We start from the raw sequence: 12,921 nt of genomic DNA, 5'->3' as shown, positions 1-12,921 counted from the left end.
AGGTGTGGTGGGCACAAGTACAGGAGAGTGGAATTAAGCCATTGCAAGAGTTCGCACGAAAACTGAGTCCTTATCTTCACGGCATTATCGCATCGGCAAGTTATCCGCTTAACACCTGCACATTGGAAGGGATAAACAACAAGATAAAACTAATCAAGCGAATGGGATATGGGTATCGAGATACAGACTACTTCTTCTTGAAGATAAAAGCGGCTTTCCCCGGAAAGCCGCGATGAACCTTTTTTATTAGAGCTATAAATAAATGTCGTGTTTATTAAAATTATCTGACGAAAGTTTTAAAACGATTTTATGTTGCATCGTTCTGATTTAACTTATTGTTATTTATGAGTTTATGGTGGTTTTTTGAGGTGCGTATTATTAGGTTAATTATCATTATTCAGGCGGTTATGAGCAACTATTGAGCTAAGGCTCAGTAAAAATGCTTCGTGTTGTGCTATATTGTGCGGCTTGGGATTGAGCAAGTAAGTCCATTCACTATCTCAAATAGTGACTTTCACCATGCTTTGTTTAGGTGATTTGGCGAGCCAATCAAGTAGTTGTTGGATATGGAGCGAGTCCTTATATTCGTTGAATCGGATATACGAACATCATAATTTATGAGTTTTAAATCAAAAAAGTACAGTATTGATTCTACTGACTATCAAGTTGGTCAAGACAACGTCAGTAAGTGGGGCATGGATGTCCATAACACAGTTTTCGTCGCCTCTGTTGGCTTATCTCTTCTCTTCATCATCACCCTTCTTGCTCTGCCTCCTGCAGATGCCAAAGCGGCAATTGACTCCATCAAGGGTGCGGTTCTATCAAAGTTTGACTTCCTGTTCATGTGGGGAGCCAACATCATGTTAATTTTTGCCGTGATTCTTGCATTCTCACCGCTAGGTAAAGTTCGCTTAGGTGGTGAAGACGCAACGGCAGACTATTCAATGGCCTCTTGGATTGCGATGTTATTCGCAGCAGGCATGGGTATTGGACTTATTTTCTGGGGTGTTGCTGAGCCAACTGCGTTCTTTACCAACTGGTTTGGTACTCCGTTGAACGCAGAACCTTTTACAGAATCAGGTCGTGAGTTAGCGCTGGGTGCAACGGTATTCCACTGGGGTTTCCATGCTTGGGCTATCTACGGCATGACAGCGCTTTGCCTAGCGTATTTTGTTTATAACAAAGGTCTACCGTTATCTATGCGCTCTGTATTTTACCCAATCTTGGGTGAGCGAGTGTGGGGCAAAACAGGTGATGTGATCGACGTGCTAACAGTACTGGTTACTCTGTTTGGTTTGGCGACTTCGTTAGGTTTGGGTGGTACACAAGCAGCAAGTGGTATTAGCCACGTGTTTGGTTTGGAAAACAATATCCTACTTCAGCAATCTATCATTGTTTTGATCATGGGTCTGGCGATCATCTCTGTACTTCGTGGTATGGACGGTGGTGTTAAGTTCCTAAGTAACTTAAACATGGTTATTGCGTTCGTATTCCTTGGCCTTATTGCAGTGCTTAACTTCACAACTGTGCTTGATTCTGTAGCAACAGCAGCAACGGGCTATGTGAAAAATATCTTGGCATTGAGCCAGAGCTCTGGTCGTGAAGACACTACATGGCTGCATGGTTGGACTGTATTCTACTGGGCGTGGTGGGTAGCGTATGCACCATTCTTCGGTATGTTTGTAGCGCGTATTTCTAAAGGTCGTACGGTTCGTGAGTTCTTGTTCTGCGTACTGATTATCCCGACGCTAGTAACTTCGGCTTGGATGTCTGTGTTTGGTGGTGTGGCTATTGAGCAGGTCATTAATCATGTTGGTCAACTTGGTCTTGATCAAGGCATTACAGATGTATCGCTAAGCTTGTTCCACATGTTAGATGCGTACTCGTTTGGTAGCATCCTATCGGTTATCGCAGTAGCACTGATCATTGTGTTCTTCGTTACGACACTAGACTCAGGTTCGATTGTTATCGATGGTATGACGGCTGGTGGTAAGCTTGAAGTACCAGTGAAGCAGAAAGTAGTGTGGGCGGTTATCTCAGGTGCGATTGCGATGGTGATGTTGTGGATTGGTGGTACTCAATCTATTCAAGCACTGCAATCTATTACGATTATTGCAGCACTGCCGTTCACTATCATTCTTTTGATTGGCTGTGTGAGCCTGCTGAAAGGTCTATTTACAGAAGTAGATAAAGGCCAAGCAAACGTGAGCGAAACAGCGAAATAGGGCGATTTTCTAGTGAGGTAAATTGCTCACTAGTGACGCTTAACTAAGAAACTCTCTTGTACTCTGTGCAAGGGAGTTTTTTTATGTCCGCTATCAATAAACAAAAAGCCACAAATGATTCGTCACTTGTGGCTTTTATCAACTTTATTCTAGTGCTCTAGAAGTAACTTACTCGCTTACACATTTAGCTCGTGTTGAATCACGTAATCTAGAGCACCAACGATAGCTGCGACTTGCGCATCGTTACACTCTTCATCCGTTACCTTGTCGCTGTCTGGGTAAACTTCTGTCGTTGTCCCGTACTTGCAGTTCGTTACGCCGCCACAAAGGCCTAGCTCTTTCATTGGGTAGTTAATAACACCGTGCTGTGTCACCTCTGAGCCGATGATCTTACCGTCTGCATCTGCTGGTGCAATGTGCGTTACTTTTTCAACTGAAGCAATGACAGCTGCTTGGAATTCTGGCTGAGGGTTTTCAGTGTCACCTACTGTGTAGAAACCATCTGGAATCATACCTTCTATGTACTCAATGCCGTCACGAGCTGCAAGTGCTGGGCGGAATTCAGTTTCATCAGAATCTGTCGTTTCGTGTAGATCAACGTGAACCAGTACCTCTGGTAGGGACGCCACTAATGAACGTAAGTTCGCTGATTCTTCAGCAGGAGTACCTTCATAGAAAGAGCGGTTTGGATCAACGGCATTTGGGTTCCAGCGGTTGATGACTTCGTAACCCCAAGGGCTAACACAAGGTGCAACCACTACGTTGAAATGTGCTGCGTATTTCTCTGCTTGAGTATCTGCGAATTTGACCGCACCGTGCACACCACTTGTCTCATAACCGTGAACACCGCCTGTTACCAGAACGGTTGGTTTTGATGCATCCCAGTTTTTGCTCTTGATTGCAAACAGAGGGAAACGATCTTCATCGTAGCTCAGTGCGCCGTATTGCTCGATGTCAAAGCGGTCTGCTAATGCTTGGATTTTAGGAACGACTTCTTGCTGGTATTCACGCTTAACGGTTCTTTGAGCAAACCATGCTTGACGTTCTGCTTCTTGCCATTTTTTCCCAGGTTCGCCGATAGGGTAGCTGTATTCACTTTTCATCTATACTTTTTCTTTTATGTTCGTGAAAGATGCAGACAGACTAGTCCTGTCTCGCTGAGACGGCAATAGAAAACACAGTTTGTGACTTTATTTTTTACAGACTCATAACTTTGATGAGTGAATTGATAGTGTTACATTTTAGCTGTTGTTCAATCCTTTAAAAGAGACAATAAAATGGCTGGAGCAAGTTTACTCACACTGTTAGATGACATAGCCACAGTGCTAGACGATGTTGCACTGATGTCTAAAGTGGCGGCGAAGAAAACCGCGGGTGTATTGGGCGATGATTTAGCACTTAACGCGCAGCAAGTATCGGGTGTTTCTGCTGAACGAGAAATCCCAGTGGTGTGGGCGGTTGCAAAAGGCTCATTCAAGAACAAGTTGATTCTTGTGCCTGCCGCTTTATTGATCAGTGCATTTATTCCTTGGTTGATCATGCCATTGCTGTTAATGGGTGGCTTATTTCTTTGTTTCGAAGGGGCTGAGAAGATCTTAGAAAAGTTTTTCCCCCATGCCCACCAAGATAATGACAAAGGAGATGAAGATAAAACTGGTGAGTCTATTGAGGACTATGAGAAGAGAAAGGTTAAAGGCGCAATTCGTACCGACTTCATTTTATCCGCAGAAATTATTGTAATTGCTCTGGGGACCGTGACGGGGACCAGCATCTTGACCCAGATTATTGTCGTTAGCTTGATTGCTGTTGTGATGACGATTGGCGTTTATGGCTTGGTTGCTGGGATCGTTAAGTTAGATGACCTAGGTTTCTATCTTCAACGTACATCTGACGGTAGCGCAGTAAAAGCAAAGCTGGGTAATGGGCTTGTTTCCTTTGCGCCAAAGCTAATGAAGATACTTGCTGTTGTCGGTACGGCTGCCATGTTCTTGGTTGGCGGTGGTATCGTGGTTCATAACGTTCCCGCAATTCATCATTTGATTGAGCCTATCATCATGGACTTCAGCGGACATACGATTGCGACTGCGGTTGTTCCCACTTTGTTGAATGGCGTGATTGGTGTAGTGGCAGGGTTACTTGTTGTCGTGGCTTGGAGTGTGATAGAGAAGGTTCGCGGCAAGTAGGGCTTAAACAACGCCTTAGGCAATGAGTTTGTTAAATACTAAACAAAAAGGGTCACCCGATTGAGGGTGACCCTTTTTAGTTAAGGTGAGGTGTTTACGAAGTGTTTACAACGTATTTACCTTGCCTTCCGAGTGCTTATTTTATTGACCAAGCGATCGTCTCGCCGCCACGAATTGGCACAACGGTGTCTGAACCAAATGGCATGGTTTCAGCAACGTTCCACTCTTCTTTTACTAGAGTGATAGTGTCAGTGTTACGTGGGATGCCGTAGAAGTCTGGGCCGTTGTGGCTTGCGAATGCTTCTAGGTTCTCAATCTTGCCTTCTAATTCGAATACTTCTGCGTAAAGCTCTACTGCTGCGTGTGCTGTGTATGAACCCGCACAGCCACATGCTGATTCCTTTGCGCCTTTTGCGTGAGGAGCTGAGTCTGTACCTAGGAAGAACTTCTTGCTACCACCTGTCGCTGCTTCAATGAGCGCTTTTTGGTGAGTGTTGCGCTTAAGGATTGGTAGGCAGTAGAAGTGTGGTTTGATGCCGCCAACCAGCATGTGGTTGCGGTTGTAAAGCAAGTGGTGAGCTGTGATTGTCGCGGCAACGTTGTCGTTCGCGTTCTTTACGAAATTTGCAGCATCCGCAGTCGTGATGTGCTCTAGAACGATTTTTAGGTTAGGGAAGTCATTCACGATTGGCGCAAGAACGGTGTCTAGGAACTCTTTCTCACGATCAAAGATATCAACATCGTGCGTCGTTACTTCGCCGTGTACCAAAAGTAGCATGCCAACTTCTTGCATAGCTTCTAATACATGGTAGATGTTCTTCGCAGAGGTTACACCTGAGTCAGAGTTGGTTGTTGCGCCAGCTGGGTAAAGCTTCGCAGCCACTACAGCGCCAGATTCTTTCGCTTTGCGAATTTCATCAGGTGTTGTGTTGTCTGTCAGGTAAAGTGCCATTAGAGGCTGGAACTGCTCGCTTGGCTGCTCTGCCATGATGCGTTCACGGTAAGCTAGAGCCATTTCGGTATCTGTTACCGGTGGGATGGTATTTGGCATGATTAACGCTCGACCATTGTAGCGGCTGATATCGCGCACTGTATCTTTTAATACTTCGCCATCGCGTAGATGAACGTGCCAGTCGTCAGGACGAGTAATCGTAAGTTGTGTCATTGAAGGCTCCCACCATTTGAAGTGTTATGTAGTTGGAGCCTAAACTCGGCGAAATCTGTGAAAGCAATCGCTTACGTTTAGGCGACAGGATGATAGTGGAAAAGCACTTTCATTTCATCCTATTTTTAACTCATCAGGGTTAGGAGCTTGTTTTTCTTTGTATTTTATTCGGTATGTATTTTTGAAGATGGATTATCGAGTCGCTACCCACAACCCGTGGATCATGCCCGGCACCCAGAAAAAGAAAGTGAGGACGATGTTGATCAAAAGGTCTTTGCCTGCTCCTCGTGCGAAAAACACACCCAAAGGAGGAAGCAGTACACATAAGATGATAATGACGAGTTTGTTCATGATAAATCCTTTTTATTCAATGAAAGTTCAATGCACTAACTGTATTCACAGCATAGAAGGTCTAGGGAGTGTGAATGCATTGCTAGCTTAATGTATAGAAGACAATGAGTTAAACATCTCAAGATATTCGCTTAGTATCAAGTGTTTAATGGCTGCCAGTTTATCTATTTATAACCATTTGTTAGCATTGGGACAAACTACAAAACATTGGAATCGTTATGTCGCAGTCACCTCTAGATCGAAAGGCTTCAGAGCAAGCTCCTTCCTTATCTCAAATCAATGTGTTTCCGGTTAAATCAGTGGGCGGCATTGCGCTTTCTTCTGCTTGGGTTGAAAAACAAGGTCTCACTTTTGACAGACGTTTCATGCTGGCATTGGCTGACGGCTCAATGGTTACGGCGCGCAAATATCCGAAAATGGTCAAAGTGTCTTCCAGCTTGCTGCCAGATGGTTTGATCTTTACTTATGAAGATAAAGCGCCACTGCGCCTTAAGTATGCGAACTTTAAGATGCAAGAAGCGCCAGCAACAGTGTGGAAAGACAGCTTCACGGCCTACACAACGTGTGACGAAGCTGATGACTGGTTTAGTGATGTATTGGGTGTACGTGTTGAGCTGCTTTTCTCTGGTGAACAATCGAATCGTGTTCGTGAAAAGTTGGGCCATAACGTGAGTTTTGCCGACGGCTACCCAATGTTAATCATCAGCCAAGCTTCGCTTGATGAGTTGAATCGCCGTAGTCCTGAAACACATTCCATGGATCAGTTCCGCACCAATTTTGTCGTCTCAAACACTGAAGCGTTTGCTGAAGATGGTTGGAAGCGCATTCGAATTGGTGAGGTTGAGTTCGAGGTGGTGAAGCCTTGTGAACGTTGTATTCTAACCACGGTTGATGTTAACAGTGGTGAGTTAAGAGCGACAAAAGAGCCACTGAATACCTTCTCTAAATTCAGAGCCAATAATCGTGGTGGTGTGTTCTTTGGTCAGAACCTAGTCGCGAAAAATGAAGGCTTAGTCAGAGCGGGTGATGTGGTTGAAGTACTCGAGACCAAAGAAAAAGAACTTTACGAAGACACATGGGTAGAGTCGCTGCACCTAACTTGCGTCGAGCGTGAAGAGATCGCTCGAGACTTTACGACATTTTGGTTAGAGCCAGCGAAAGAGAACCACTCTTTACCAAGTTACCAACCAGGTCAGCATCTGCCGATTGAAATGGTTATTGATGGTGAAAAAGTGTCTCGTCGTTATACGCTATCTTCAAGCCCATCTCGCGCGGGTCGTTTAGCGATTTCAGTGAAGCGCGTCAATGATGGCCAGATCTCCAACTGGTTAAACGACCATTTCCAAGTTGGCGATACCTTAGTAGCGCAAAACCCTGATGGTGCTTTCTACTTAGAAGAGAACCCAACGCAACCATTATTATTGCTTTCTGCGGGTAGCGGTATCACGCCTATGCTGTCGATGCTTCGTTATTTAGCAGACCATGGTCAGATTAATGATGTGGTTTTCTATCATCAATGCAGCAGCGAAGAAGATATTCCTTACCAAGCTGAGATTGACCAGATCGCCAAAGAGCACGAAGGCTTAAGTGTGATTTATTCATTGAGCCAACCAACGAAAGAGTGGGAGGGTTTGTCTGGTCGTTTGAGCGTGTCGCATGTCGCGAAAATTGAAGCACTTCATAAACGCCAAGCTTTTGTGTGTGGTCCTGGTGGCTTTATGGATAATGCAAAGAAACTACTGACTCAAATGGGCCTGAATCCTCAGCATTATCATCAAGAAGCATTTAGTGTCGCACAATCAACAGAAGAGACAGTTAAGCAGCTACAGCTAAGTGTTAATGGCTATCTATTCGAAGGTAACAACCAGTCTACCTTACTAGAGCAAGCTGAGTCTGCGGGTGTATCTATTGCATCAAGCTGCCGTGCGGGTTTTTGTGGTGCTTGTAAAGTGACCCTTGAGTCTGGGCAAGTTCATCAACCGGATGTACCAGCGCTGCAGGAACACGAACGTAACATGGGTCAGATTTTAGCATGTTGCAGTGTGCCTCAAACCGATATCGAAGTTGTGGATTAATGGCAAATTAAGTCACTTCCTTCATAAAATAGGAAAGGCCGGAAGTTGAACTTTCGGCCTTTTTAATTTGAGATTAACTTAAAGCATTAATCGTAGATCGTCGGGATTGGTTGACGCTTGTGCTGTGTTGCTTTGTAGATGCTCACTAAGCGGTCTGATACGTCTTGAGGTACTTCTTTACCTTCAAGGAAATCATCGATTTGATCGTAAGTTAGGTTCAGTGCTGCTTCGTCAGCTTTTTGTGGGTCAAGCTCTTCTAGATCGGCAGTTGGTACTTTCTTAACTAGCTGCTCTGGCGCGCCTAGTGTTGCCGCAAGTTCACGAACTTGACGCTTGTTTAGGCCAAATAGAGGCGCTAAATCACAGGCACCATCACCATGTTTAGTGTAAAAGCCAGTGATGTTTTCTGCTGAGTGATCAGTACCAATCACAAGACCACCAACGTAACCCGCGATTTCGTATTGTGCGATCATACGAGCTCGAGCTTTTACGTTACCTTTTACAAAGTCGATTTTCGCCGAGTCTGTTGGCAGTAGCCCCGTTCCTTCAAGTGCAACGTGAGAAGCCGCGTGAAGCCCATCAACACCTGCTTTAATGTTCACAGAAACTGATTGAGAAGGCTGGATAAAAGAGAGAGCAAGTTGTGCTTCATCTTCATCTTTTTGTTCACCATAAGGTAGGCGAACTGCGATGAATTGGTAGTCGTTGCTACCTGTGCTTTCATTCAAGCTGTCAACAGCCAGTTGTGCTAGACGGCCACAGGTAGTCGAGTCTACACCACCACTGATACCAAGAATCAGGGACTTGCAGCCAGACTGCTGAAGTTTCGTTTTGATAAATTCTACACGACGGGTCACTTCGAAGTGAGGGGCAATTGAAGGTAGTACGCGCATTTCGTCACGAATTAACTGTTCCATTCGTATTCCTTTCCTGCAAGCAAATTAAAAATCTAGTGTTATCATACCTAAATCATTCGATATAAAAACCTCTTTGCACAAGCTTAGAAAGAGAAGGCAGCAATTAATAATGGAAAAAATAGCCATTTTCGGTAGTGCGTTTAATCCGCCGAGCTTAGGGCATAAAAGTGTGATTGATTCACTGGCTCATTTCGACAAGATTCTTCTGGTACCAAGTATTGCCCATGCTTGGGGAAAAGAGATGCTAGACTTTGATACGAGATGTCAGTTAGTTAACGCATTTATTAGTGATCTTTCATTGGATCAAGTTGAACTATCATTGATCGAAAAGAGTTTGTTTACGCCCGGTGAAAGAGTGACAACTTATGCTGTACTCAGTGAATTACAAAAGTTACATGGTGACGCTGAACTTACGTTTGTGATTGGCCCGGACAACTTCTTCAAGTTCTCATCTTTCTATAAATCAGATGAGATTACCGAGCGATGGTCTGTTATGGCATGCCCAGAGAAGGTGAAGATCCGCAGCACAGACATTCGTAATGCATTGATAAGTGGGAGCGATGTATCAAAACTGAGTACAAAGTCAGTTACAAAGATGTTGCAAGATAGTGGACTGTATACAATAATGTAGATTCACTATTTCAAGAGGCCTGATGACTATGCTAAAGCGCGCGATACCAGCGACGATGATCATTGCAGCATGCAGTTTACCTGCACAGGCTGAATGTGACTTTTTTAGCTTAGACTCAATCATGTTGGCTTCTGATGATGAAAATAGTTGTCTAGATTTTTCTACGAGCATCGAGTCTTTCGGTCAGCGCATGCTGGAAATCACTGGTATGAGTGAAGAAGAAGCCGAGAGCACACCAGACTATTGGTCCGACTGGGTACTTCAAACCAAGGATACGCCACTGTTAACTCAAAGCCTCCAGTCCAACTATGTTGGTTTGGGAATGTGGTTCCCTGAAGACTTGGAAGACGAGCAATATGATATGTCTACTGAAGAGTGGTTATTGAATCACGGTTTGCAATTGAGCATTGGCTTCGGCGAGAAAGTAGAAGGGCAACCTCGTATGCGTTTTGATTATCGTTGGCACGATTCAAGAGATGCCGATTTGATGATGCAGGTCGAGTTACCGTTTTAGACGAACGCTATCGTTCTTCAAGATTGCTAATTTAGCTTCTATTAATCTTGAATTAGCACTAAGAATTAAAAAAGCCGCAGAAACTCAGTCTTTGCGGCTTTTTAGTATCTAAGTTTTGGCTTTTCTTAGCGACTATAGGTCGTCACCAAACACCAGCATACACAGTTGCTCAAACTCTTCTTCTTTACCTGAGAATAGGTCATCGATCACAGCAGCACGCTTTTGGCCTGATTGCATGCGCTTCTTCGCTTCGCGCATTACCATCACTAAGGTGTGCTCTTGTGGCAGGTTAGAGTCATCAATGTTCCACTGATTGAATCGCTGAGACAACGCACTTTCACAAAGCAGCGGTTTAAATGCCAATACTTCTTGCTTGAGTACAGAAAGCATGTCTTTACAGGCTTGCTCGGTATTGTTGGCACCTGAAGCTCGGCCGTGAGTCAGTTCCAGCTTCTCTAGCAACGCCAAAGAGAGGTTAGTTTGCGTGATGTAACCTGCTTGGCGTGGGAAAGCATCTGTCAGTCGAACAGAGAAATCGACACGGCTAACTTGAGTGTTAGGGAAATAAGTCAACGAAGTTAAGCAGTCAAATGGAATCCAAACGCTTTGACCAGGTTCAACGGCGTACTCTTGCTTACCCAGTTTGATCAAAACCAAGCCACTTTGAACCGATACAAGGCTATGTTTTAGTACTTTCTTGCGTGGTGTGATCACCAGGTGTGAAAAGTAAGCCGATGTATATTCAATAGCGAAGTTCATAGATAGTACCTTAATTTTGGGGCGTCAAGATTACCGTTAATCTCAAAGAATGCCAACAATAACAGGCTCTTTTCACTGTTTCTGGTCTGACCTTGTCAAAAGTATGGGCTCTGTAGCTGCGAGAAGTCAAAACAACGCGTAGAATGAGCGAGCTTTTTATTATATGAATGAAAAAATGACCTCTCCAACCGATCCATATGTTGATATTCGTCCTTACGGCGATGATGAAATTCCAGCGGCACTAAACCGTCTTATTAATGATGAAGAATTCATCAGTGCGATTCTGAACTACCGTTTTTCGAATCACGCAGCTTGGTTCCAAGCATTAATGAGCCCAATTTTACGTGTTTACTTAAAAATGAAGTGGAGCAAGCTGGCTAACGTTGAATCCATTCAGATTGAAGTGAAAAAGTACTTACGTGACACGCTAGCGAACACCACAAACGGTGTGACGTACACAGGCTTAGAGTCATTGGATGTGAATCAAGCATACTTGTTTGTATCAAACCATCGTGACATTGCTATGGATCCGGCGTTGGTGAACTATGCATTGCATCAACAAAATCACCAAACTTGTCGCATTGCGATTGGTGATAACCTTCTGAAGAAGCCGTGCGCGACAGAACTGATGCGCTTGAATAAGAGCTTTATCGTTAAGCGTTCTCTTAAAGGGCCACGTGAAATGATGAAAGCGTTAGGCCAGCTCTCTTCTTACATTAAGCACTCTTTAGATACCGGTAACTCTATCTGGATCGCTCAGAAAGAAGGTCGTGCAAAAGACGGTAATGACTTCACTGATCCTGCAATCCTTAAAATGTTCCATGTTGAAGGACGTAAGCAGAAGGCGGCATTTCCTGAATACGTTAAGTCACTGAAGATTGTTCCTGTTGCTATCTCATATGAAAATGACCCTTGTGATATGGCGAAAGCGATCGAGTTGTTTGAAAAAGATGTAAACGGCAGCTATGAAAAAGGCGAATTTGAAGATATTGAGAGCATTATCCAAGGTATTGTGGGCAACAAAGGCCGCATTCACGTTGGTTTTGGTCAGGTTATCGATCAAGACTTTGAGACTCCAGAAGCATTGGCTGAAGAGATTGATCGCCAGATCCATGATAACTACAAGCTGTTCCCAGTAAATCTACTGGCGGCAGAGAAAGAAGATGACTCGATCACCGCTACGGTTAAGAAAGAGTTCGAAGATAAGTTAGCGACGTTGCCAAAAGGTGCGCGTCAGTACTTGATCGACAGCTATGCGAACCCGGTGAAGAACATTGGTTAGCGAACATTTCGCTTAATTGATTGAATTGAAAAAGGAGCTTTGAGCTCCTTTTTTGGTTTTTCTGCTTATACTTTTGATGGGATGAGGCTAAGCCACAGGCAAGGTTAGCGCGCCACTGCACCGCGAAGGTCCAAATTTGTTGGCCAAGTCGTGACGGTGTTGCCACCTAAATAGATATTGCCTTTCACCGTCATCGTCTCTGGGAATGCAGCAATTGCAGAGCCGCCGATATACAGGTCACCATCAATCACAATGCCATTCGGCAGTTCGGTTAAAGGGGTGCGAATCACACTGAGGTCACCTCTCACTCGGAAGCCGTTGGGCAGACTTTGCAGTGGAGTGTCAGTGAAATTAATGAATCCGCCGACTCTGACGCCTTTTGGCCAGCTGGTGATTTTGCTACCCATGAAGTCGGCATAGCCTTTGATTTTTGCGTCACTTGCTACTCTGGTTAGCTGACTATTAGAAGCCTTGAGGCTGCCGTTAACCTCAAGCCCTTTAGGTAAACGTGTGATCGGGGTGTTTTCGATATTAAGATTACCATCGACCACTAAACCGGTTGGAAGCGCTGTGTAAGGCTTATTTCGGAGATATAAGTTTCCGTAATTGTCCAGATGGTTCAATATTTGATAGTGATCGATTGGTTCTGCACTGACATTTGTTATGGTTAGAGAACCAATAATAAGTGCAATTATTCTGAGCATAACAGGCTTCTTATTACGATAGACGTTAACACTATAATGGAAAAATTATTCTCGCACAGTGTTTTACCCATTTGGCGGTAGATAAAATAGAAATCGTTTGGCTAATTAGGAATTA

The 12,921-nt window shown here is 44.3% G+C and carries 13 protein-coding genes; 7 read left to right on the top strand and 6 right to left on the bottom strand.

From position 1 onward, the window contains the following. On the top strand, positions 1 to 236 hold a 236-nt coding region (locus tag L1D11_RS19160), incomplete at its 5' end, for a transposase (RefSeq protein ID WP_239834753.1). A gap of 381 nt (positions 237 to 617) precedes the next feature. Then, on the top strand, positions 618 to 2,225 hold the full coding sequence (locus L1D11_RS19155) for a BCCT family transporter (protein WP_239832884.1): 1,608 nt from the start codon (positions 618 to 620) through the stop codon (positions 2,223 to 2,225). 176 nt (positions 2,226 to 2,401) lie between these two features. Here the strand turns inward: L1D11_RS19155 and L1D11_RS19150 are convergent, their stop codons facing one another. Continuing rightward, positions 2,402 to 3,328, bottom strand: coding sequence for a M14 family metallocarboxypeptidase (locus tag L1D11_RS19150; RefSeq protein ID WP_239832883.1), 927 nt, complete (start codon positions 3,326 to 3,328; stop codon positions 2,402 to 2,404). A gap of 174 nt (positions 3,329 to 3,502) precedes the next feature. Between L1D11_RS19150 and L1D11_RS19145 the strand changes: the two genes are divergently transcribed. Further along, complete coding sequence (locus L1D11_RS19145; protein WP_239832882.1) at positions 3,503 to 4,408, top strand: DUF808 domain-containing protein; 906 nt, start codon at positions 3,503 to 3,505, stop codon at positions 4,406 to 4,408. 136 nt (positions 4,409 to 4,544) lie between these two features. On the opposite strand, the gene pyrC is transcribed toward L1D11_RS19145, so the two are convergent. Continuing rightward, the gene (gene pyrC / locus L1D11_RS19140; RefSeq protein WP_239832881.1) at positions 4,545 to 5,573 is read right to left on the bottom strand and encodes a dihydroorotase; all 1,029 of its coding nucleotides are present in this window, start codon (positions 5,571 to 5,573) and stop codon (positions 4,545 to 4,547) included. A gap of 192 nt (positions 5,574 to 5,765) precedes the next feature. Further along, complete coding sequence (locus L1D11_RS19135) at positions 5,766 to 5,924, bottom strand: YqaE/Pmp3 family membrane protein (RefSeq protein WP_004737661.1); 159 nt, start codon at positions 5,922 to 5,924, stop codon at positions 5,766 to 5,768. A gap of 218 nt (positions 5,925 to 6,142) precedes the next feature. On the opposite strand from L1D11_RS19135, the gene L1D11_RS19130 reads away from it, so the two are divergent. Further along, the gene (locus tag L1D11_RS19130; protein WP_239832880.1) at positions 6,143 to 7,999 is read left to right on the top strand and encodes a hybrid-cluster NAD(P)-dependent oxidoreductase; all 1,857 of its coding nucleotides are present in this window, start codon (positions 6,143 to 6,145) and stop codon (positions 7,997 to 7,999) included. Positions 8,000 to 8,085: 86 nt separating this feature from the next. Here the strand turns inward: L1D11_RS19130 and nadE are convergent, their stop codons facing one another. Beyond that, a complete protein-coding gene (nadE, locus tag L1D11_RS19125) occupies positions 8,086 to 8,916 on the bottom strand; it encodes an ammonia-dependent NAD(+) synthetase (protein WP_239832879.1) in 831 nt (276 codons plus the stop codon). Between the two features lie 109 nt (positions 8,917 to 9,025). Here nadE and L1D11_RS19120 point away from each other — a divergent pair, with 109 nt between their 5' ends. Both L1D11_RS19120 and L1D11_RS19115 read left to right on the top strand, forming a co-directional pair. Beyond that, positions 9,026 to 9,547, top strand: coding sequence for a nicotinate-nicotinamide nucleotide adenylyltransferase (locus L1D11_RS19120; RefSeq protein ID WP_239832878.1), 522 nt, complete (start codon positions 9,026 to 9,028; stop codon positions 9,545 to 9,547). Positions 9,548 to 9,569: 22 nt separating this feature from the next. Continuing rightward, positions 9,570 to 10,061 carry a hypothetical protein gene (locus L1D11_RS19115; RefSeq protein ID WP_239832877.1) on the top strand — a complete coding sequence of 164 codons (492 nt, stop codon included), beginning with the start codon at positions 9,570 to 9,572 and terminating at the stop codon, positions 10,059 to 10,061. Between the two features lie 132 nt (positions 10,062 to 10,193). Here the strand turns inward: L1D11_RS19115 and L1D11_RS19110 are convergent, their stop codons facing one another. Further along, on the bottom strand, positions 10,194 to 10,820 hold the full coding sequence (locus tag L1D11_RS19110) for a hypothetical protein (RefSeq protein ID WP_004737748.1): 627 nt from the start codon (positions 10,818 to 10,820) through the stop codon (positions 10,194 to 10,196). Positions 10,821 to 10,995: 175 nt separating this feature from the next. Here L1D11_RS19110 and L1D11_RS19105 point away from each other — a divergent pair, with 175 nt between their 5' ends. After that, positions 10,996 to 12,102, top strand: coding sequence for a 1-acyl-sn-glycerol-3-phosphate acyltransferase (locus tag L1D11_RS19105; RefSeq protein ID WP_239832888.1), 1,107 nt, complete (start codon positions 10,996 to 10,998; stop codon positions 12,100 to 12,102). A 104-nt stretch (positions 12,103 to 12,206) separates the two neighbouring features. Here L1D11_RS19105 and L1D11_RS19100 read toward each other — a convergent pair whose 3' ends face one another. Then, entirely contained in the window at positions 12,207 to 12,806 is a 600-nt protein-coding gene (locus tag L1D11_RS19100) for a hypothetical protein (protein ID WP_239832876.1), read from the bottom strand. Positions 12,807 to 12,921 lie beyond the last annotated feature (115 nt).

Source organism: Vibrio sp. Isolate32, assembly GCF_022397955.1.
Lineage (GTDB): Bacteria > Pseudomonadota > Gammaproteobacteria > Enterobacterales > Vibrionaceae > Vibrio.
This window is presented reverse-complemented; position numbering and strand designations above follow the sequence as displayed.

Coding starts and splice junctions, on each gene's coding strand:
- L1D11_RS19155 (WP_239832884.1), top strand. CDS start 618: ATGAGTTTTAAATCAAAAAAGTACAGTATTGATTCTACTGACTATCAA.
- L1D11_RS19150 (WP_239832883.1), bottom strand. CDS start 3,328: ATGAAAAGTGAATACAGCTACCCTATCGGCGAACCTGGGAAAAAATGG.
- L1D11_RS19145 (WP_239832882.1), top strand. CDS start 3,503: ATGGCTGGAGCAAGTTTACTCACACTGTTAGATGACATAGCCACAGTG.
- pyrC (WP_239832881.1), bottom strand. CDS start 5,573: ATGACACAACTTACGATTACTCGTCCTGACGACTGGCACGTTCATCTA.
- L1D11_RS19135 (WP_004737661.1), bottom strand. CDS start 5,924: ATGAACAAACTCGTCATTATCATCTTATGTGTACTGCTTCCTCCTTTG.
- L1D11_RS19130 (WP_239832880.1), top strand. CDS start 6,143: ATGTCGCAGTCACCTCTAGATCGAAAGGCTTCAGAGCAAGCTCCTTCC.
- nadE (WP_239832879.1), bottom strand. CDS start 8,916: ATGGAACAGTTAATTCGTGACGAAATGCGCGTACTACCTTCAATTGCC.
- L1D11_RS19120 (WP_239832878.1), top strand. CDS start 9,026: ATGGAAAAAATAGCCATTTTCGGTAGTGCGTTTAATCCGCCGAGCTTA.
- L1D11_RS19115 (WP_239832877.1), top strand. CDS start 9,570: ATGACTATGCTAAAGCGCGCGATACCAGCGACGATGATCATTGCAGCA.
- L1D11_RS19110 (WP_004737748.1), bottom strand. CDS start 10,820: ATGAACTTCGCTATTGAATATACATCGGCTTACTTTTCACACCTGGTG.
- L1D11_RS19105 (WP_239832888.1), top strand. CDS start 10,996: ATGACCTCTCCAACCGATCCATATGTTGATATTCGTCCTTACGGCGAT.
- L1D11_RS19100 (WP_239832876.1), bottom strand. CDS start 12,806: ATGCTCAGAATAATTGCACTTATTATTGGTTCTCTAACCATAACAAAT.